Source organism: Actinoplanes sp. URMC 104 (genome assembly GCF_051386375.1).
Taxonomy (GTDB): Bacteria; Actinomycetota; Actinomycetes; order Mycobacteriales; family Micromonosporaceae; genus Actinoplanes.
Genome location: NZ_JBPQTO010000011.1, coordinates 380,874 through 401,033 on the forward strand (window position 1 = coordinate 380,874; position 20,160 = coordinate 401,033).

19 protein-coding genes are annotated in these 20,160 nt (G+C 71.9%); 5 read left to right on the top strand and 14 right to left on the bottom strand.

Features of this window, described 5'->3' with window-relative positions; all coding sequences use genetic code 11:
• Positions 1-43: 43 nt before the first annotated feature.
• Genes araA through ACSNN8_RS27590 form a run of 7 tightly spaced genes read right to left on the bottom strand, consistent with a single transcriptional unit; the run spans position 44 to position 8,436 of the window.
• Positions 44-1,519 carry an L-arabinose isomerase gene (gene araA, locus ACSNN8_RS27560; RefSeq protein ID WP_436652534.1) on the bottom strand — a complete coding sequence of 492 codons (1,476 nt, stop codon included), beginning with the start codon at positions 1,517-1,519 and terminating at the stop codon, positions 44-46.
• The gene (locus ACSNN8_RS27565; protein ID WP_436652536.1) at positions 1,516-2,187 is read right to left on the bottom strand and encodes an L-ribulose-5-phosphate 4-epimerase; all 672 of its coding nucleotides are present in this window, start codon (positions 2,185-2,187) and stop codon (positions 1,516-1,518) included. Before ACSNN8_RS27565 ends, araA begins: the two co-directional genes overlap by 4 nt.
• Complete coding sequence (araB, locus tag ACSNN8_RS27570; protein WP_436652537.1) at positions 2,184-3,842, bottom strand: ribulokinase; 1,659 nt, start codon at positions 3,840-3,842, stop codon at positions 2,184-2,186. The genes ACSNN8_RS27565 and araB overlap by 4 nt, the downstream gene beginning before the upstream one ends.
• Entirely contained in the window at positions 3,839-4,858 is a 1,020-nt protein-coding gene (gene yjfF, locus ACSNN8_RS27575; RefSeq protein ID WP_436652539.1) for a galactofuranose ABC transporter, permease protein YjfF, read from the bottom strand. Before yjfF ends, araB begins: the two co-directional genes overlap by 4 nt.
• Positions 4,855-5,871, bottom strand: a complete 1,017-nt coding sequence (locus ACSNN8_RS27580) for an ABC transporter permease (protein WP_436652541.1) — start codon at positions 5,869-5,871, stop codon at positions 4,855-4,857. Before ACSNN8_RS27580 ends, yjfF begins: the two co-directional genes overlap by 4 nt.
• On the bottom strand, positions 5,868-7,388 hold the full coding sequence (locus ACSNN8_RS27585; RefSeq protein ID WP_436652543.1) for a sugar ABC transporter ATP-binding protein: 1,521 nt from the start codon (positions 7,386-7,388) through the stop codon (positions 5,868-5,870). The genes ACSNN8_RS27580 and ACSNN8_RS27585 overlap by 4 nt, the downstream gene beginning before the upstream one ends.
• Before the next feature lie 55 nt (positions 7,389-7,443).
• Positions 7,444-8,436, bottom strand: coding sequence for an ABC transporter substrate-binding protein (locus ACSNN8_RS27590; protein ID WP_436652544.1), 993 nt, complete (start codon positions 8,434-8,436; stop codon positions 7,444-7,446).
• A 363-nt stretch (positions 8,437-8,799) separates the two neighbouring features.
• Between ACSNN8_RS27590 and ACSNN8_RS27595 the strand changes: the two genes are divergently transcribed.
• The 3 genes from ACSNN8_RS27595 (at position 8,800) to ACSNN8_RS27605 (ending at position 12,188) form a co-directional block, all read left to right on the top strand.
• Positions 8,800-9,804 carry a LacI family DNA-binding transcriptional regulator gene (locus ACSNN8_RS27595; protein ID WP_436655434.1) on the top strand — a complete coding sequence of 335 codons (1,005 nt, stop codon included), beginning with the start codon at positions 8,800-8,802 and terminating at the stop codon, positions 9,802-9,804.
• An 833-nt stretch (positions 9,805-10,637) separates the two neighbouring features.
• Positions 10,638-11,021 (top strand): RICIN domain-containing protein, encoded by a 384-nt coding sequence (locus ACSNN8_RS27600; protein ID WP_436655436.1) that lies wholly within the window; start codon positions 10,638-10,640, stop codon positions 11,019-11,021.
• Between the two features lie 177 nt (positions 11,022-11,198).
• Positions 11,199-12,188, top strand: coding sequence for a LacI family DNA-binding transcriptional regulator (locus ACSNN8_RS27605; RefSeq protein ID WP_436655438.1), 990 nt, complete (start codon positions 11,199-11,201; stop codon positions 12,186-12,188).
• A 383-nt stretch (positions 12,189-12,571) separates the two neighbouring features.
• Here the strand turns inward: ACSNN8_RS27605 and ACSNN8_RS27610 are convergent, their stop codons facing one another.
• Positions 12,572-13,234 (bottom strand): response regulator, encoded by a 663-nt coding sequence (locus ACSNN8_RS27610; RefSeq protein ID WP_436652546.1) that lies wholly within the window; start codon positions 13,232-13,234, stop codon positions 12,572-12,574.
• A complete protein-coding gene (locus ACSNN8_RS27615) occupies positions 13,231-14,427 on the bottom strand; it encodes a histidine kinase (protein ID WP_436652548.1) in 1,197 nt (398 codons plus the stop codon). Before ACSNN8_RS27615 ends, ACSNN8_RS27610 begins: the two co-directional genes overlap by 4 nt.
• 133 nt (positions 14,428-14,560) lie before the next feature.
• Between ACSNN8_RS27615 and ACSNN8_RS27620 the strand changes: the two genes are divergently transcribed.
• The gene (locus tag ACSNN8_RS27620; RefSeq protein WP_436652549.1) at positions 14,561-15,505 is read left to right on the top strand and encodes an alpha/beta hydrolase; all 945 of its coding nucleotides are present in this window, start codon (positions 14,561-14,563) and stop codon (positions 15,503-15,505) included.
• Here ACSNN8_RS27620 and ACSNN8_RS27625 read toward each other — a convergent pair whose 3' ends face one another.
• Together ACSNN8_RS27625 and ACSNN8_RS27630 are read right to left on the bottom strand one after the other, a co-directional pair.
• The gene (locus ACSNN8_RS27625; protein WP_436652550.1) at positions 15,506-15,925 is read right to left on the bottom strand and encodes a nitroreductase family deazaflavin-dependent oxidoreductase; all 420 of its coding nucleotides are present in this window, start codon (positions 15,923-15,925) and stop codon (positions 15,506-15,508) included.
• Positions 15,926-16,132: 207 nt separating this feature from the next.
• Positions 16,133-16,639, bottom strand: a complete 507-nt coding sequence (locus tag ACSNN8_RS27630) for an N-acetyltransferase family protein (RefSeq protein ID WP_436652552.1) — start codon at positions 16,637-16,639, stop codon at positions 16,133-16,135.
• A gap of 142 nt (positions 16,640-16,781) precedes the next feature.
• On the opposite strand from ACSNN8_RS27630, the gene ACSNN8_RS27635 reads away from it, so the two are divergent.
• Positions 16,782-18,248, top strand: a complete 1,467-nt coding sequence (locus ACSNN8_RS27635; RefSeq protein ID WP_436652553.1) for an amino acid permease — start codon at positions 16,782-16,784, stop codon at positions 18,246-18,248.
• On the opposite strand, the gene ACSNN8_RS27640 is transcribed toward ACSNN8_RS27635, so the two are convergent.
• The 3 genes from ACSNN8_RS27640 to ACSNN8_RS27650 all read right to left on the bottom strand — a co-directional run bounded on the left by ACSNN8_RS27640 (position 18,191) and on the right by ACSNN8_RS27650 (position 20,094).
• Complete coding sequence (locus tag ACSNN8_RS27640) at positions 18,191-18,727, bottom strand: hypothetical protein (RefSeq protein WP_436652554.1); 537 nt, start codon at positions 18,725-18,727, stop codon at positions 18,191-18,193. The genes ACSNN8_RS27635 and ACSNN8_RS27640 overlap by 58 nt on opposite strands.
• Positions 18,728-18,796: 69 nt before the next feature.
• On the bottom strand, positions 18,797-19,666 hold the full coding sequence (locus ACSNN8_RS27645) for a hypothetical protein (protein WP_436652555.1): 870 nt from the start codon (positions 19,664-19,666) through the stop codon (positions 18,797-18,799).
• The gene (locus tag ACSNN8_RS27650) at positions 19,663-20,094 is read right to left on the bottom strand and encodes a hypothetical protein (RefSeq protein WP_436652557.1); all 432 of its coding nucleotides are present in this window, start codon (positions 20,092-20,094) and stop codon (positions 19,663-19,665) included. Before ACSNN8_RS27650 ends, ACSNN8_RS27645 begins: the two co-directional genes overlap by 4 nt.
• Between the last annotated feature and the right edge of the window lie 66 nt (positions 20,095-20,160).

The window sequence follows — 20,160 nt, forward strand, 5'->3', positions numbered from 1 at the left end:
TGCGGCCGGGACCCGGCGAGCGGGCCCCGGCGCGCGGGAGGCGTCAGAAGCCGCGGGCCAGGCGGTAGTACGCCTGGTTCCAGCGGACCTCCTTGGCGAACTGCCGGATCGACGTGGACCGGTCGATGACGAGCAGCTCGGTGGAGAGCATCTCGGCCAGGTCGGTGAGCTCCTCGGAGCCCACGGCCGACGACAGCACCGTGTGGTGCGGGCCGCCCGCTGTCAGCCACGCCTCGGTCGACGTGGCGAAGTCGGGCGCGGGCTTCCACACGGCCCGGGCGACCGGCAGCTTGGGCAGCGGCGACGACGGGGGCACGACCTCGATCTCGTTGGCGACCAGGCGGAACCGCTCCCCCATGTCGGTCAGGCCCACGACGACGGCGGGGCCGGGGGCGGCGTCGAACACCATGCGGACCGGGTCCTCGCGGCCGCCGATGCCCAGCGGGTGGATCTCCAGGCGCGGGGTGCCGGCGGCGATCGACGGGCACACCTCGAGCATGTGGGCGCCGAGGATGCGCTCCTGGCCGGGGGTCAGGTCGTACGTGTAGTCCTCCATGAACGACGTGCCGCCGGGCGCCATCGCCTTGAGCGTGTGCAGCAGCACCGACGTCTTCCAGTCGCCCTCGCCGCCGAAGCCGTAGCCGTCGGCCATCAGCCGCTGCACGGCGAGCCCGGGCAGCTGGCGCAGGCCGCCGAGGTCCTCGAAGTTGGTGGTGAACGCCCGGAAGCCGCCCGCCTCGAGGAACCCGCGCAGGCCGAGCTCGATGCGGGCCGCGTACCGCAGGGACTCGTGGCGGTCCTCCCGCAGCGCGGCGTCGATGTCGTACAGGTCGGCGTACTCGCCGACCAGCTTGTCGATCTCCGCGTCGAGGACCTGGTCGACGACCGCGACGAGGTCGTTGACGCCGTACGTGTTGACCGAGACGCCGAAGCGCAACTGGGCCTCGACCTTGTCGCCCTCGGTCACCGCGACGTCGCGCATGTTGTCGCCGAAGCGGGCCAGCCGCAGCGAGCGCATCGCCGCGTAGCCGCGCGCGGCCCGCACCCAGGTGGCGATCCGGCCGACCACGCGCGGGTCGCTGACGTGGCCGGCGACGGTCTTGCGGGCGACGCCGAGCCGGGCCTCGATGTAGCCGAACTCGCGGTCGCCGTGCGCGGCCTGGTTCAGGTTCATGAAGTCCATGTCGATCGACGCCCAGGGCAGCTCGACGTTGGCCTGGGTGTGCAGGTGCAGCAGCGGGGTGCGCAGCGCGTCCAGCCCGGCGATCCACATCTTGGCCGGGGAGAACGTGTGCATCCAGGTGATCACGCCGATGACGTGCGGGGCGGCGTTCGCCTCGTGCACCAGCTCGAGGATCGCGGAGGCGGAGGTGAGCACCGGCTTCCAGACGACCTTCACGTCGAGCGCGGCGTCCAGCGAGGTGGAGATCTCCCGCGACTGCGCGGCGACCTGATCAAGGGTTTCGGGGCCGTACAGTCCCTGGCTTCCGGTCAGGAACCAGACCTCGTGCTCGCTCATTGCTGTCCCTCCATCAGGGGCTGGCCGTAGACGTTCTGGTAGCGGTCGAACAGGCGGTCCACGGCGGTTGCGGGCAGCCGGTCGATCGGACCGAGCTGGCGGGCCAGGTGCAGGGTGCGGGCGACGTCCTCGCACATGACCGCGGCCTTGACGGCGGCCTTCGCCGTGGCGCCGATGGTGAACGGGCCGTGCCGGCGCATCAGCACCGCGGGCGAGCGGGAGCCGCGCAGGGTCTCCACGATGCCGCGGCCGATGTCGTCGCTGCCGATCAGCGCGAACGGCCCGACCGGGATGTCGCCGCCGAACTCGTCGGCCATCGCGGTGATCGCGCACGGGATCGGCTCGCCGCGGGCGGCCCAGGCGGTGGCGTACGGGCTGTGGGTGTGCACCACGCCGCCCACCTCGGGCATGTGCCGGTAGACGTACGCGTGCGAGGCCGTGTCGCTGGACGGGCTGTGCTCGCCCTCCACGAGGTTGCCGTCGAGGTCGCACACCACCATCGACTTGGGCGTGAGCGCGTCGTACTCGACGCCCGAGGGCTTGATGACCAGCAGGTCCTCGCCGGGCACGCGCGCCGACACGTTGCCGGCGGTCCACGTGACCAGCCCCCACCGGGTGAGGTGGCGGTGCAGGTCGCACACCTCGGCGCGGATGTCCTCGACCGTCATGCGAGAGCCTCGTTCCTGATCGCGCGGAGCCGGTGCAGGGCCAGGTCAGGGCCCCGCCCGAAGTGGTCGTGCAGCAGCGTGTACTCGGCGTACAGGCGGTCGTAGACGTCGGCGTTCGCGGTGACCGGCTGCCACACGTCCTTCTCGACCCGGCCCATCGCCTCGGAGGCCGCGGCGACGTCCGGGTACGCCCCGGCGGCCACCGCCGCGTGGATGGCCGAGCCGAGCGCGGGCGCCTGTTCCGAGGACGCCACGCTGAACGGCCGGCGCAGCACGTCGGCGTAGATCTGCATGACCAGCGGGTTGCGCTTGAGCCCGCCGGCCGCGACGAGCTCGGTGACCGGCACGCCGGCCTGCTCGAACGTTTCAACGATCTTCCGGGTGCCGTACGCGGTGGCCTCGACCAGCGCCTTGTAGATCTCGAACGGGCGGGTCGCCAGCGTCAGCCCGGCGATCACCCCGGACAGGTGGTGGTCGACGAGCACCGAGCGGTTCCCGCTGTGCCAGTCGAGCGCGACCAGCCCGTGCCCGCCGACCGGCTGTTCGGCCGCCTGGCGGGAGAGCAGGTCGTGCACGCTGATCCCCGCCTCACGCGCCTGCTCGTGCACGGCCGGCGGGGCGCCGTTCTCGACGTACCAGCCGAAGATGTCGCCCACCCCGCTCTGCCCGGCCTCGTAGCCGTACAGCCCGGCGAGGATGCCGCCGTCGACCACGCCGCAGATGCCCGGCACGGCGACCAGCTCGTCGGCGTTCATGACATGGCACGTCGAGGTGCCCATGACCAGCAGCATCTGGCCCGGTCCGACGGCGCGGGCGGCCGGGTTGGTCACGTGGGCGTCGACGTTGCCCACCGCCACCGCGATGCCCTCGGGCAGCCCGGTCCACGCGGCGGCCTCGGCGGTCAGGCCGCCCGCCCGCTGTCCCAGCGCCGAGATCGGGTGGGCCAGCCGGGTGTCGGCGAAGTCCGCGAACGCCGGGTTGAGCTCGGCGAGGTAGTCCTTGCTCGGATAGGCGCCGTCCTGGTGGATGCCCTTGTATCCGGCGGTGCAGGCGTTGCGGGTCTCGCGGCCGCAGAGCTGCCAGACGATCCAGTCGGCCGCCTCGATCCAGCGCTCGGTGCGCTCGTAGACCGCGGGATCCTCCTCGAGCACCTGCAGCGCCTTGGCGAACTGCCACTCCGAGGAGATCTTGCCGCCGTAGCGGTCGATCCACGGCTCGCCGCGGCGGTGCGCGAGCTCGGTGATCCGGTCGGCCTGGGGCTGCGCGGCGTGGTGCTTCCAGAGCTTCACGTACGCGTGGGGGTTGCCCGCGAGGTCTTCCAGCCGGCACAGCGGCGTGCCGTCGGCCAGCACCGGCAGCACGGTGCACGCGGTGAAGTCGGTCGCGATGCCGATCACCTCGGACGGGTCGATCCCGGCCGCGGCGACCGCCCGGGGCACCGCGGTGCGCAGCACGTCCAGGTAGTCCTCGGGGTCCTGCAGCGCCCAGTCGGGCCGCAGCCGCTGTCCCGTGGCAGGCAGGGTGCGCTCGATGACGCCGTGCGCGAACTCGTGCACGGCGGCGCCGACCTCCTCGCCGTCGGCGACACGGACGACGACGGCGCGCCCGGAGAGCGTGCCGAAGTCGACCCCGATGGTGTACTGAGCCATCCTCATCTGGCCTTTCTCGTGACGAGCCGCTGCAGGACGATGAAGGCGAACAGCAGGATGCCGACGACGATGCGGGTCCACCACGAGTTCAGGTCGCCCTGGAACGTGATGATCGTCTGGATGAGACCCAGCACGAGCACGCCCAGCAGGGTGCCGAGCACGTATCCGGAGCCGCCGGTCAGCAGCACGCCGCCGATCACCACCGCGGCGATCGCGTCCAGCTCCAGGCCCTGACCGTGCAGGCTGTAGCCGGACGACGTGTAGAAGCTGTACAGCACGCCGCCGAGCGAGGCGCAGAAGCCGCTGAGGGTGTAGACGGCGATCCGCGTACGCCCGACCGGCAGTCCCATCAGCAGCGCGGAGTCGGCGTTGCCGCCGATCGCGTAGACGTTGCGCCCGAAGCGGGTCCAGGCCAGCACCAGCGCGGCGATCACGACCACGATCAGCGCGATCACCACGTTGAGCGAGATGAAGATGCCCTCGCCGAACCGGAACCGCTTCTGCGCCATCTGCGTCCAGAAGTCGTTCGTGATCGGGATCGAGTCGCGGTTGATCAGCAGCGACAGGCCGCGGGCCAGGAACATGCCGGCCAGCGTGGCGATGAACGGCTCCACCTTGAAGAAGTGGATGACCGAGCCCATCCCCAGGCCCATGGCGGTGCCGATGAGCAGCACGAGCGGCAGCACGACGCCCGCGGGCCAGCCGGCGCCCAGCAGCGTCGCGGCGACCGTGGTGGTCAGCGCGATCACCGCGCCCACCGACAGGTCGATGCCGCCGGTGAGGATCACGAACGTCATGCCGACGGCCACGACCAGCAGGAAGGCGTTGTCGACGAAGACGTTGAGCAGCACCTGGGTGTCGCCGAAGCCGTCGTAGTTGTAGACGCCGACCGAGTACATGACGATCAGCAGCACCAGCGTGGCGAGCACCGGGATGTGCTTGGTGTTGGCCTTGTAGACGCGCTTCGCCCCGAGCAGCGGCCGGTTGCGCTGCGGCGCGGGCGGGCTGGTCACGTCGATCATGCTGCGACCGTCCTTCTCGTGGCGAGGCGCCCGAAGACCTTGGCGCGGAACGTCGCCGACTGCGCCAGGCACAGGATGATCACGACGACGGCCTTGAACAGCAGCGTCGTCTCGACCGGGACGCCGACGCTGACCGCGGTGATGTCGAGCGTGGTGATGATGACCGCGCCGAGCACGCTGCCGGCGACGGAGAAGCGGCCGCCGGTCAGCGCCGTGCCGCCGAGGACCACGGCCAGGATCGCGTTGAGCTCGATCAGGTTGCCGGCCGCGTTGCTGTCCGCGCTGGAGACGTCGGAGCTGTAGATCAGCCCGGCGACCCCGGCGAAGGCGGCCGCGAAGACGTACACCATGATCGTGATCCGCCGGGCGCGGATGCCCGCGAGCCGGCTGGCGGTCGGGCTGCCGCCGACCGATTCCAGGAGCAGACCCAGGGCCGTACGCCTCGTCAGCGCCACGGTCAGCGCGACCGCGGCCGCGGCGATGAGGAACGACACCGGTACGGCCAGGAAGTAGCCCGCGCCGATCACGCGGTAGGGCGAGGAGTGCACGTTCAGGATCTGCCCGCCGGTGATCAGCTGCGCCACCCCGCGGCCGGCCACCATGAGGATCAGCGTCGCGATGATCGGCTGAATGCCCAGCACCGCGACCAGGAACCCGTTCCACAGCCCGAAGACCAGGCAGAGCGCGATCGCCGCGCCGATCACCAGCAGCACCGGCCCGGCCGCGTCGGGGTTGCCCAGGTCGCCGATGAGCAGGCAGGCCAGCGCGCCGGAGATCGCCATCACCGAGCCGACGGACAGGTCGATGCCGCCGGTCGCGATCACCAGCGTCATGCCTAGCGAGACCAGCACGAGCGGGGCGCTGCGGCGCAGGATGTCGATCAGCGAGCCGTACAGGTGCCCGTCCTGCAGCGTGATCGTGAAGAAGTTGTTCGAGAAGACCAGGTTGCTGGCCAGCAGCACCACCAGGACGGCGATGGGCCAGAACAGCCGGTGTTTGAGCAGGTTGGTCATGACGTGGCTCCGCTGGCGATCGTTTGCATGATGCGGTCGGCGTCGACGTCGTCGCCGTTGGTGAGCTCCTCGACGAGCCGCCGGTCGCGCAGCACCTCGATCTTGTGGCTGAGCCGGAGGACCTCCTCGAGCTCGGCGCTGACGAACAGCACGGCCATGCCGCCGTCGGCGAGCTGGGCCACCAGGCGCTGGATCTCGGCCTTGGCGCCGACGTCGATGCCGCGGGTCGGCTCGTCGATGATCAGCAGCCGGGGCTCGGTGATCAGCCAGCGGGCCAGCAGCACCTTCTGCTGGTTGCCGCCGGAGAGGTCGCGCACCTGGCGCTCCGGGTCGGCCGGGCGGATCTGCAGGGCCTTGACGTACTTGTCGACCAGCTCGTCCTGGCGGCGGCGCGGGATCGGGCGGGTCCAGCCGCGGGCCGCCTGCATGGCCAGGATGATGTTCTCCCGGACGGTCAGCTCGCCGATGATCCCCTCGGTGCGCCGGTTCTCGCTGGAGAACGCGATGCCCCTGGCCATGGCCTCGCGCGGGCTGTGGAACCGGGCCGGCTCGCCGTCGACCTCGATCTCGCCGTGGTCGGGCCGGTCCGCGCCGAACAGCAGCCGGGCGAGCTCGGTGCGGCCCGAGCCCAGCAGTCCGGCCAGGCCGACGACCTCACCGGAGTGGATCGTCAGGTCGAAGGGCGCGATGGCCCCCGTACGGCCGACGCCTTTTGCTTCCAGCAGGGGGCGTCCCTCGCGGGGCGGCTCCTTCGCGTGCTCCTCGATCTGCTCCAGCGCCTCGAGCTCCTTGCCGATCATCTTGCTGACCAGCTGCATCTGGGGCAGCTCGGCGGTGCGGTACTCGCCGATGAGCCGGCCGTTGCGCAGCACGGTCATCCGGTCGGCGATCTCGTAGACCTGGTCGAGGAAGTGGCTCACGAACAGGATCGCCACGCCCTCGTCCCGCAACCGGCGCATGACGGCGAACAGCTGCTCCACCTCGGAGGCGTCCAGGCTGGAGGTGGGCTCGTCGAGGATCAGCACCCGGGTGCGGCCCGCACTGGTCGCGCGGGCGATCGCCACCATCTGCTGGATGGCCAGCGAGTAGCTGTCGAGCTGGGCGGAGACGTCGATGTCGAGGTCCAGCCGGGCCAGGCTCTCCTGCGCGCGCCGGCGCATCTCCGCCCACCGGATGCGGCCGAAGCGGCGCGGCTCGCGCCCGATGAAGATGTTCTCCGCCACCGACAGGTTGGGGCAGAGGTTGACCTCCTGGTAGACGGTGCTGATGCCGGCCTGCTGCGCCTGCAGCGGCCCGGTGAACCGGACCTGCTCGCCGCCGAGCTCGATCGTGCCGCCGTCGATGTCGTACACGCCGGTCAGCACCTTGATCAGCGTCGACTTGCCGGCGCCGTTCTCGCCCATGAGGGCGTGGATCTCGCCCGGTGACAGCCGGAAGTCGACGCCGTCCAACGCGACGACGCCGGGGAAGACCTTCTTGATGCCGGTCATCGTGAGGACCGCTTGCTGCTCGCCCATGTGCGCTCCGTTCGGCGGTGGGCCGCCCCTCGCGGGCCGGCCCACCAGGCGGGACTCAGTACTTGCGGTCGGCCAGGACTTCCTTGGCCTTCTCGGGCGTGAAGGTGGTCTCCTCGGTGAGCACGCGCTGCGGGATGGTCTGGCCGTCGTTGACCTTCTTGACCAGGTCCATCAGCTGCGGGCCGAGCAGCGGGCTGCACTCCACGATGAAGTTGATCTTGCCTTCGGAGAGCGCCGTCATGCCGTCCTTGACCGCGTCGACGGTGATGATCTTGATGTCCTTGCCGGGCTTCTTGCCGGCCGCCTCGATCGCCTCGATCGCACCCAGGCCCATGTCGTCGTTGTGCGCGTAGAGCACGTCGATCTTCGGCTGCGACTTCAGGAAGGTCTCCATCACGGCCTTGCCGTCGGTCCGCGTGAACTGGCCGGTCTGCGAGGCGACGACCTTGAACTTCGACTCCGCCTTGATGACGTCGGCGAACCCGGCCTTGCGGTCGTTGGCCGGCGCGGCGCCCGGCGTGCCCTGCAGCTCCACGATGTTGACCGGGTCGTTCTTGCCCTCGTACTCCTTGACCAGCCACTGGCCGGCCTTCTTGCCCTCCTCGACGAAGTCCGAGCCGATGAAGGACTTGTAGAGCGAGGTGTCCGGGTCGTCGATCGCGCGGTCGGTGAGGATCACCGGGATGCCGGCGTCCTTGGCCTCCTTGAGCACCGTGCCCCAGCCGGACTCGACCACCGGCGAGAACGCGATGACGTCGACCCGCTGGGTGATGAAGCTGCGGATCGCCTTGATCTGGTTCTCCTGCTTGCCCTGGGCGTCGGAGAACTTCAGGTCGATGCCGGCCGCGGCCGCCGACTCCTGGATCGACTTGGTGTTCGCCGTACGCCAGCCGCTCTCCGCGCCGACCTGCGAGAACCCGAGCGTGATCTTGTCGTCGCCACCGCCGCCGCTGCCGGAGCCGGCGTCGTCACCGTTCCCGCCGCAGCCCGCGACGGTCGTGGCGAGCAGCAGCCCGCCGACCACCGCGATCGAAAGTCTCTTGAGCACTGGATCCTCCCGGTTGAAAGGCGCAAGGTGTTAACGTTCACAGAGCTGTGATCCGGCGCAGTTCGCGGCCGGCGGTCGTCTCGCTGATGTCGCTTCGGTGTAGCGGCGCGTCGCTGTGAGCTCACTCTCAGGACCGCGTTCCGGAAGTGTTACCGTTCTCAACAGGCCCGTCAAGGCCTCGCCGCCGGTTTGTTACCGACAGATTGCCGCATCCCGCCATGTGCAGGAAGACCGCGGCCGAATCGATGGACAGGAGCCGCTGTCGCCTTACACTGTGCGCGCTCACATCGAGCCCTTGGGGGGTCCTGCTTGTCATCCAGGAAGACCACCGCCGACGGGGCCACGCGGCCGCGTCTGACCGTCATGCGCGACGTCGCCAAACTCGCCGGCGTCTCGCACCAGACCGTGTCCCGGGTGCTGAACAACCACCCCAACGTCCGCGAGGAGACCCGGGCGCGGGTGCTCGACGCGATGCGCTCGCTCAACTACCGGCGCAACCTGGCCGCCCGCACGCTGGTCACCCGCCAGTCCGACACGCTGGGCATCATCGGCTTCGAGACCACGCTGTTCGGCCCGGCCTCCATGCTGTACGGCATCGAGAGCGCCGCCCGCGACGCCGGCTACATGGTCAGCATCGCCTCGGTGCGCGACCTCGACCGCCGGCACGTGCTCGAGGCCGTCGACCGCCTCACCCAGCACTCGGTCGACGGGGTGATCGCCATCGCGCCCAAGCAGTCGGTCACCCACGCCCTCGCGCAGGCCCCGCCGTCGCTGCTGTGCGTGGCCGTGGGCGGCGCCGGCGAGTCCGACGCCGCCCCCACCGTCTCGATCGACAACGCCGCGGGCGCCCGCCTGGCGACCCAGCACCTGCTCGACCTCGGCCACGCCACCGTCCACCACGCCGCCGGCCCCGCCGACTGGCCCGAGTCGGCCGAGCGCATCGAGGGCTGGCGCCGCACCCTGTACGCCGCGGGCGCCGTGGTGCCCCCCGTCGAACACGGCTGGTGGGACGCCGAATCCGGCTACGCGCAAGGCCAGGCGCTCGCGCGCGACCCCGACGTCACCGCGATCTTCTGCGCCAACGACCGGATCGCGCTGGGTGTGCTGCGGGCCCTGCACGAGGCCGGCAAGCGCGTCCCCGCCGACGTGAGCGTGGTCGGCTTCGACGACATGCCCGACTCGGGCTTCTTCCTGCCGCCGCTCACCACCGTGCACCAGGATTTCGGCGAGCTCGGGCGGCGCAGCCTCGCGCTGCTGCTCGAGCACATGACCCCCTCCCCCGCCGACGCGGCCCCACCCGACCGGGTGCTGGTCGCGCCGCAGCTGGTGGTCCGCTCCAGCAGCGGTCCGGCCCCTCGCCGGGCCTGAGGGGCGGCTCGGTCGCTCGCTTCCGCAACGGCTCACCGGCATCTTCGACCGGCGCGGCGTGCTCGGCTCCTCCCCGGCTCTTCCTGCGCCCTTACTCGGCTCCTCCGGCGGTCTCCCTCGGCTGGCTCCTCAACTCCTCCCTTGGCTCTTCCTGCGCCCTTCTTCGGCTCCTCCTGCACCCCTACCTCGGTCCTCCTGCGCTCCTCGGTCGACTCCTCCTGCACTCTCTCCTCGACTCTTCCTCGGCTCCACCGGCGCTTCCTCCCTCCCTCGGCTTTCCCTGCGCTCCCTCCTCGACCCGTCCTCGGCTCCACCGGCGCTCCCTCCCTCGGCTCCCGCCGCGCTGTCTCCCTCCGCCTCCCCTGCACACCTCCTGCGCCCCCTCCTCGGCTCCCGCCGCGCTGCCTCTCTCGACCTCCCCTGCACGCCCCCTGCGCCCCCTCCTCGGCTCCCGCCGCGCCGCCTCCCTCCGCCTCCCCTGCACACCTCCTGCGCCCCCTCCTCGGCTCCCGCCGCACCGCCTCCCTCCGCCTCCCCTGCACACCTCCTGCGCCCCCCTCCTCGGCTTTCCCTTCACTCTCTTCCTCGGCTTCCGCGCGCTCCTTCCCTCGGCTCCACCGGCGCTCCGTCACTCGGCGTTCCTCCACCCCCTTCCTCGGCTTCCCCCGCCCCCCTCCTCGGCTCCCCTGCACTCCCTCCCTCGGTTCCACCGGCGCCCCCTCGGCTTGGCCTGCGCTCCCTCCTCCCCGGCCCCCTCGATTCCTTCCTCGCACTTCTCGCCCCCTTTCACTCCTCCTTGGCCCCGCTGCCGACCGACTCGGTCCTTGGTGAACGTGTCCAGCGGCACGGGGCTCGGCGTCGGGAACATGTCGACCGCGGGCAATGCGCGCGTGCTGCAGTGGGTGGACAACGGGACCGCTGAGCATTTGTGGACCGCGATAGTGAACGGCAGCGACCTTTTCCGGCTTCGGAACCCCGTACCGCGGAAAGGTCCTCGGCGTCGAGAATGCGGCCGGTCTCAACGGCGCTCGCGTCATGTAGGGGGCCGACAACGGAAGCGCCGATCATCGCTGGCGGATGCGTTCCGGGAACAACGGGTGTTTCGTATCCAGTGCGGCAACGGCGGCCGCGTTCCGTGCGTGACGGGGCACGTCCGTCCATGGCCGGCGCGCAGGTCACGCTCCGGGACGGTGAACCGTCTCTGCCGTTTCGGCTGACCGTTCCGCGCGGAATCCGTGGGAACGCTCCCGCCGGCGAGCGATAACACAAAGCGAATGTGATTTCGGCGGCGCGGCGTACCCGCACGTCACTGGCTGTTGGGCGGAAGCGATATCCTGCCCGCAACCAGTGGATGCGGGGTGCGGGTGAGCGTGAAACGCGGACGGCCGCCGGGCATGATGGACGTCGCCCGGCTGGCGGGGGTGTCGCATCAGACCGTGTCGCGGGTGCTCAACGAGCACAAGAACGTCAGCGAGCAGACCCGCCTGAAGGTGCGGGCGGCGATCGCCGAGCTGGGCTACCGCCCCAACCGCACTGCCCGGGCCCTGGTCACCGGCACGTCCAAGGTGATCGGCGTCGTCGCGCCGAACACCGCGCTGTACGGGCCGTCGTCGATGCTCACCGCGTTCGAGCAGGCGGCGCAGGAGAGCGGTTTCGCGGTCAACGTCGGCAGCGTGCGCACGCTCAACGAGCGATCGATCGCGGACGCGGTGGAGCGGCACCTCGACCAGCGCGTCGCCGGCCTCGTCGTGATCGCGCCGGTGACGAGCGCCGGACCGGCGCTGGCCCGGCTGCCCGAGGACATCCCCCTGGTCACCATCGACGGCGACCCCGAACGGGCCAGCACGCTGGTCACGGTCGACCAGGTGGCCGGGGCGCGGGCGGCGACCGAGCACCTGCTGGCCGCCGGCCACTCGACCGTGTGGCACATCGCCGGGCCCGCCGACTGGTTCGACGCCGCCGGGCGGGTGCGCGGCTGGGAGGACGCCCTGCGCGCCGCCGGCGCCGAACAGCCGCCGCTGCTGACCGGCGACTGGAGCGCCGAGTCGGGATACCGCAACGGCAAGCTGCTGGCCCGCCTGCCCGAGGTGACCGCGGTCTTCACCGCCAACGACCACATCGCGCTCGGCCTGCTGCGGGCCCTCAGCGAACACGGCCGCCGCGTCCCCGAGGAGATCAGCATCGTCGGCTTCGACGACGTCCCCCAGGCCGCGTACTACACACCCCCGCTCACCACGGTGCGCCCCGACTTCGACGCCGTGGCCCGCGCCGGCGTCGAGCTGCTGCTCACCCAGATCGAATCCGACATGCCCGACCTGAGCGCGCGCCGCACCATAGCCCCCGCCCTCGTCAAGCGCGCCAGCGTCGCCCCGCCCCCGTCCTGACCCTCAGCGTCCCCCGCAGCCGCCCACCACGAGCGCGGCCACTCACCGCCGCAGCTCGCATCCCTGACCCGTTGCGCCTCGCCGTCATGCCTCGGACCGGTGACGCACGTCAGTGCCCCGCCATACGCCGTCGACCCACGCCCGGCCCAAGGTCGCGTCCCGCCCGTCGCGCTTCCACATCGGACCAGGATGCGATCGCTCGACATCCGTAAATCCTCTAGTCTCAGCCTACTTTTGCTGTTAGCGTTAACAGCGTCTCACTACGGGTTTTCCCAGGCCTGTGGCGCTGACATCGGAAGAGAGGACCCGGTCGGGGCCGCCAAGGGGAGGGTGGCCCCGCTGGGTGTTCCGGTGCGTGCAGCCCGGCGTCGCTCGGCAGAACCCTATTCGGTGGTGGTGGTCAGGCCCGCCGACTGGGCCAGCAAGCCGGCCTGGGTGCGGTTGGCGCAGCCCAGCTTCTCGAACAGGTGCGAAACGTACCCCTTCACGGTCGTCTCGGAGAGGAACAGCCGGCGGGCGATCTCGGCGTTGGACAGGCCGTCGCCGATGGCGGCCAGGACGTCGCGTTCGCGCTCGGTCAGGTCGGCCAGCCGCGCCTGCGCCGCCTCGCGCTCGCCGTGGGCCGTCGCGGAGACCGCCACCAGCCCGTCCTTGGCGACCGGGGACAGGACGGTGTGCCCCTGCGCCGCCACGCGGATGAGGTCCAGCAACTGGGCGGGCGGCGTCGACTTGACCAGGTAGCCCGCGGCGCCGGCCCGCAGGGCGCGGATGACGTGTCCGTCGGCGTCGAACGTTGTCAGCACCAGCACGACCGGCGGCCGCACCAGGGCCCGGATCCGCGCGGTGGCCGCGATCCCGTCGACCCCGGGCATGCGCAGGTCCATCAGCACGAGGTCGGGCTGCTCGCGCACCACCGCTTCGACCGCCTCGGCGCCGTCGGACGCGGCGCCCACCACGACGAAGTCGGGCGCCGCGGAGAGGATCGACCCGAGGAGCCCGCACACCAGCGGCTCGTCGTCGACGATCAGCACCCGGATCGGCTTCACGGCGGCCCCCTGTCGGCTGACACCCGCGCGGGCATGACGGTCTCGAGCCGGAAGCCGCCCTCCCCGTCGGGCCCGACCAGCAGCGTGCCGCCGATCGACTCGACCCGCTCGCGCAAGCCTGCCAGCCCCGTGCCACTGCCGTTCGCCCCGGGCGCGGGCGAGCCGGCGCCGTTGCGCACGACGATGCGGATCTGATCCGGCCGGTATTCCGCATCAACACGTACGGCCGCGCCGGAGGCGTGCTTGCGGGCGTTGGTCAGCGCCTCCCGCACCACGCGGTAGGCCGTCCGGCCCGTCACCCGGGACACCTGAGACCGCTCCCCCACCTCGACGAACTCCACCGCCTGCCCGGCCCGCCCGGCCTCGTCGACCAGCTCGGCCAGCGGCGGAACCGCCGGCTCGTCGAGCGGGGCCTCCGTGGTCCGGCCGCCGCGGCGCAGAACCCCCACGAGCTCGCGCAGTTCGTCGAGCGCCAGCGCGCCGTTGGAGCGCAGCTCCTCGGCGGCCGCCCGGGTGTCGTCGTCGGGCGCGTTGACCGACATCGCCCCGGCCCGCAGCGTCATCAGCGTGACCCGGTGCGCGACCAGGTCGTGCAGCTCGGTCGCGAGCCGGGCACGCTCGTCGGCCCGCGCCTGCTCGGCCAGCCACCACTGCTCGCGCTCGGCCCGGTCGGCGCGTTCCTGCAGCAGCTGGAGCTTGCGGCGCCGCGCCGCCAGATAGAGCGCCACCAGCGGCGCCACCGCACTGTGCAGAAGCCCGTTGACCACGAAGCTGGTCGTCGGCGCCCAGGGCCGCACGCTCACCAGCGTCAGCACGCCGATCAGCACCCAGACCAGCGTGGACCGGGCCCGCGGCACCCCGCGCTCGGTGACGTTCTCCACCGCGACGGAGAGCGCGACGGGCACCCACGCGCTGACCGACAACAACGCCTCGCCCACGTCGAGCGGCGCGGCGAACGCCACGAGCGTCTGCGCCATCGCCGACCCGACGATCGTGACCGCCACCGCGGTGGGCCGGCGACGCCGCACGAGAACGACGGCGGACGTGAGCAGCTGCAGCGCGACGACCACCCAGGCGTACGGGGGAAGGGGTTGATCCTTGACCACGAGGGCCGTCAGGACGCCACCCAGCGCCGCCGCCGCGACCAGTACGGTCAGCAGCACGCCGTCGAGCAGCACGTCCCGCCGTTGCATGGGCCCGACGCTACCGGGGGCGGCGGCGGGCCGGACCCTACCAAAGTAGGTGCCCCGCCCGTACTTTCTGCGCTGCCGCCCGCGGCCTCCCCTCCGGCTCAATGGACACCGAAGCCGAACGAAGGGAAACGTCATGACGAAGCTGACGAGACGCGGACTGCTGGGCGCGGCGGCCGGCGCCGCCGTGGTTGCCGCCACCCCCTCCGCCGCCCGCGCGAGCATTCCGGCCCACCGTCCCGTGACGACGTTCGTCCTGGTCACGGGAGCCAACGGCGCATCCGGGGGCGACGCCGAGCTGACCCTGCGCGGGCATCGGACGGTCGGCGTCGAGCTCCCCGGGCACGGGCTGGGCGCGGGCCAGTTCCGCCGTTCCTACCAGGCCCCGCAAAATCTCGCCGCGCTCGCCACCGAGCGATCGCCGATGGCCGGCGTCACGCTCGACGACTACGTCGAGGCCACGGTCGCCGTCGTGCGCCGCGCGGCCGAGCTCGGCCCGGTGATCCTGTGGGGCGGCAGCATGGGCGGCGCCACCGTGAGCCGCACGGCCAACGAGGTGCCGCGGCTGATCCACCGGCTGGTCTACAGCTCCGCGTTCTGCTGCGTCGACCTGCCCACGATGGGCCACTACCTGCAGACGCCCGAGGCCGCCGGCACGATGATCCTCGAGCTGGGCGGCGCCTCGCTGGCCGACCCGGCGGTGATCGGCGCGACCCGCACCAACTTCCGCACCAACGATCTGAAGGTGCTGACCAAGATGAAACAGGCGCTGTGCGCCGACTCCACCGACGGCGAGTTCCTGACGATGCTCAACGGCATGCAACCCGACGAGTCGACGCAGATCCCGGTCGCCGACGCCCGCGGTCACAGGGACACGTGGGGCACGATCCCGCGCACCTACATCCGCCACACCAGGGACAGGATGATCCCCCTCGCCCTGCAGGACCGCATGATCGCCGAGGCCGACCGGCTCACCCCGGGCAACCGGTTCGACGTGCGCTCGGTCGCGACGGCCCACGCCGCCAACGCGGCGGCGTGGGCAGCCTCGGTCGACATCCTCGACGAGCTGGCCCGCCGATGATCAGGCGCGCTCCAGCACGACGACCGGGATCTCCCGCGACGTCTTCTTCTGGTACTCGTCGTAGTCCGGCCACACCTCGGTCATCTTCGCCCACATTGCGGGCTTCTCCTCCGGCGTGGCCACGCGCGCGGTCGCCGGGAAGCGGTCGCCCTTGATCTGCACCTCGACGCCGGGGTTCGCCTCCAGGTTCACGAACCAGGCCGGAGGCGCCTCCGCGCCGCCCTTCGACGCCACCACCAGGTAGGCGCCGTCGTGCTCGCGGAAGATCAGCGCGTGCGAGCGCTCCTCGCCCGTCTTGCGTCCCCGGGTGAACAGGATCAGGATCTCGGTCCCGTTGCGCCAGTAGTAGCCGTCCTCGCCGTTCGTCTCGAGGTAGCGGGCGACGTGCGGCGGTCCGTGCAGTTCCGTAGCTGAGGTCACGAGTGCCGGTTACCCAGAAAGCGCCGGTCTTACGTCGGAGGAGGAAGATCAAAAGCCGGATGTCGTAGCGGGGTGGTGGGTACGGACCGTCGCTCCCGCCGGGACCCGGCCGGGGCGAGCAGGGCGCCGGCGCGCCCAGAACGCTCACCCCGCCCGGGCGACGTGCGTGAGTGGTTGCGCCCAGAAGCCGAAGACGCCGTGCGGTCGTCAGGTGACGACCGGGCTGCGGCGTTCGAGGAGGACGACGTCGCGCCACCGGTTGTTCCGGAGGGCGTGGCGGCCGACCCGCTCGCGGATGCCGACGGTGCGGAAGCCGCAGGCACGGTGCAGGGCCAGGCTGGCCGTGTTCTCGGGGAAGACGCCGGACTGGATCGTCCAGATGCCGGCCGCCTCGGTCGAGGCGATCAGGGCCTCGAGCAGCGCGCGGCCCACGCCGCGGCCCCGGGCGGCCGGGCCGACGTAGACCGAGTGCTCGACCACGCCCGCGTACACCGGCCTGCTGGAGACCGGTGCGACGGCGACCCAGCCGAGCACGGCGTCCGCCGCGTCGACGGCCACGAACCGGTGGGCGTCGAGCCGGGCTGCGTCGAACGCCTCCCACGTGGGCGCGGCGGTCTCGAAACTGGCGTCGCCGCTGTCGAGCCCGGCCTGGTAGAGGGCGAGCACGGCACCGGCGTCGTCGGCGCGCAGGGGGCGGATGACCACGTCGCTCATGCGCCGACGGTACCGATCATCGCGGGGCACGGGGGATGGAGAGGCTGCCTGCGGGGGCCGGGGCGGCCGTGGCGGGCGGGGCTCGTGGTGGGAAACAGGAGTGGATCGTCGCCGATCGGGTAAGCCGCGCGGCGTGTCGGTGATGCGAACGAAACCTGTCGAGGACGTGCTCGGGCAGAAGGACCGCCTGCAGCGAAGGCTCGGACCGCTGTCCCTCATGGGCTTCGGGATCGGCATCGTCATCGGCACGGGGATCTTCACGTTGACGGGCGTCGAGGCGCAGGACCACGCGGGGCCGGCGGTCACGGTGTCCTTCGTGCTCGCCGGGATCGCCAGCCTGCTCGCGGCTCTGTGCTACGCGGAGCTGGCGTCGAGCGTGCCGACCGCGGGCAGCGCCTACACCTACGCGTACGCGACGATGGGTGAGATCTTCGCCTGGATCATCGGCTGGGACCTCGTGCTGGAGTTCGCGCTGGGTGCGGCCGTCGTGGCGCGGGGCTGGTCCGGTTACCTCGCCGAGCTGTTCAACCTGCCGACCACGCTGTTCGGCGAGGACAGCGTGGTCAACGTCGGCGCCATCTTCATCACGCTGCTGCTCGGCGCGGTCGCCACGGTGGGCATCCGGCAGTCCTCCCGGGTGACCAACGTGCTGGTCGTGGTGAAGGTCGCGATCTGCCTGTTCGTGGTCGTGGCGGGGCTGTTCTTCGTCAAGACCGCGAACCTGGCCCCGTTCGTGCCGCCCGCCCGGCCCGCCGACGAGGGCGAATCCGGGCTGACCCAGCCGCTGTCGCAACTGCTGTTCGGGCTCGAGCCCTCGGCGTACGGGATCGCCGGGGTTCTGACCGCGGCCGCCGTCGTGTTCTTCGCCTACACCGGGTTCGAGGCCGTGGCGAACCTGGGCGAGGAGACCCGCAACCCGCGCCGGGACCTGCCGCTGGGGCTGCTCGGCACGCTCGGCGTCTCGACGCTGCTGTACGTCGCGGTGTCGTTCGTCGTGGTGGGCATGGTCGACTACCGCGAGATCGACCCGGGCGCCCCGATCGCGTCGGCGTTCTCGGCGGTCGGCCTCGACTGGGCGTCGTCGCTCATCTCGATCGCCGCGGTCGCCGGTCTGACCAGCGTGATCCTGGTCGACGTGGTGGCGATCGGCCGGATCGGCTTCGCCATGTCGCGCGACGGGCTGCTGCCCCAGCGGGTCGGCGCGGTGCACCCGCGGTGGGGCACGCCGTACCGGCTGACCGCCGGCATCACGGTGTTTATCGCGCTGCTGGCCGGCTTCGTGCCGCTGTCGTCGCTGGCGAACCTGGTGAGCATCGGCACGCTGTTCGCCTTCGTGGTGGTCTCGCTCGCCGTGCCGATTCTGCGCCGGACGCGTCCCGAGCTGCGCCGCTCGTTCCGGGTGCCGCTGTCCCCCGTGCTGCCCGTGCTCTCCGCGCTCGCGTGCCTCTACCTGATGACCAACCTGTCGGTGGAGACGTGGCTGCGCTTCCTCGCGTGGCTCGCGCTCGGCATGATCGTCTATCTGTCGTACGGCCGTCGGCGTAGTTACCTTCAGAACGCCGTGTCGAACAGCTCCCGCAGCCCCGGCGAACCCGCCTCGCCGCTGTAGCCGCACACCAGGATCGCGCCGCCCGCCGCGGCGACCAGGTACTCCTTGCCGAGCTCGAACGTGCCGCTGCCCAGCAGCCCCTCGGACCTCGTGCCCTGCTGCGGCACCCGCACGGCGCCGGCCTGCTCGCCGCGGAAGACCTCGGTCACCCGCAGCGTGACCGCGTCGCGGTAGACGCTGCTCACCGTGCCCGCGAACGCGAAGTCGGCGGACGCCCGCAGCTTGCCGGCGGTGGGCGGCACGCACTTGGCCGCCCCACCGGGCAGGCTGAGCTCCCGCACGGGGCCGGCGCTGAGGGAGGGGCCGGCGCTGGAGGAGGGGCCGGGAAGAGTGCTGGCGTCGGGCGCGGGGCTCGTCGCGGGTGGGCCGGGGCGGGCGGATGCATGCTGCGGCCGCCCGAGGGCCCAGGTGCCGACGGCGGTGAGCAGGACGAGGGCGAGGCCCGTCAGCGTGACGAGGCGCTGGGCGGCGGTGGTCATCGGGTCCTCCGGGTGTGGGCGTCTCTGCTGCTCAACTCCCGGATTCCGCTGGGGTCACGCACGGGCGGGTCAGCGCCAGCCGCGCATCACCCGGCGGCGGACCAGCGGCGGCACCACCCACGAGTAGATGCAGAACGCCAGCCAGGCGAAGCCGAGCAGGCCGGCCAGCACGGGCAGGCCGACGGCGCGCAGGACGAAGATCAGGGCCACCGCGGCCAGCCAGGTCTTGAGGGCGCCGAAGCGCAGCACCGGGCGCAGCGGGACCATCAGCGGGTGGCGGGCGACCTTGAGCTCCATCGCGGACTCGGCGAACACCTGCTCGGTGGGGCGGGCGGCGGCGGCCTGGCGGAAGCCCTCGTACGCGGTGTCGATCTGGCCGCGGGCGGCGCTGGTTCCGCCCAGCAGGGCGTGCGCGACCGGGTTGGCGGGGTGCACGCCGACGAACTCGCGGCTGATCCGCTGGGCCTCCCGGTCGTCGCCGCGGGCGTGCGCCACCTGGATGCGAGTGGCGTAGACAACCGGCGCCTGCGGGGCGCGGGCGGCCGCGAGGTCCACGAGCCGGCCCGCCTTGTCGAGCTGGCCGTTGGCCGCGCACAACTCCGCGTACGCGCAGAGCAGGTCGACGTCCTCGGGAGCGAGCGCCAGACCGTCGAGCAGGGCGCGCTCGGCGTTCTCGTCGCGTCCGGCCTCGTGCTCGGCGCGGCCCAGCCACAGCAGCAGGTCGGGGTCGGGGCCGTTGGCCGCCAGTCCGGCCCGCGCGGCCTCGCCCACCTCGGGCCAGCGGTCGAGCTGGCTGAGCGCGGCGCAGCGCACCTGCATGGCGTACGACCCGGTGATCTCGCTCGCGGGCAGCGTGGACAGCTCGGTGAGCGCCTGCTCGGCGCGGCCCGTGGCGAGCAGGGCCTGCGCGCGGTGCAGCACCGGCGACGGCGAGGTCATCGGACCAGCACCAGGATGAGCAGGGCCTCGAGCAGCCCGCAGCCGAGCGCGACGACGATGCCGGGCACGACCAGGCTGGCCGCCTCCACGCCCCGCAGGGTGGCCACGCGGAACGGGCGGCGTTGCAGGGCCAGGACGACCAGCCACACCAGGATGCCGGTGGCGGTGCCGGCCAGCCGTACGGCGGAACTGCTCACGTCGAACGCGCCCACCGCGAGGCGCGCGCCGAAGGCGGCCACCCCGGCGCCCGCGATGGCGAGCAGGTGGCCGGTGGGCAGGCCGAGCCGGCGGCCGTTGAGCACGCCCAGCAGCGCGGCGGCGGTGGGGCCGCCGAAGAACGCCGGATAGACGATCGACTCGGGCCGCCACGGCCGTCGGCGCGGCGGCGCCTGGTCACGGATCGTCGGGCTGAACAGCTCGTCCTGCATGGCGTCCCCGCTCCTTGTCACCGGCGCCGCACAGCCTAGCGGGCCGGTGGCGGCCGCGTTGTTACG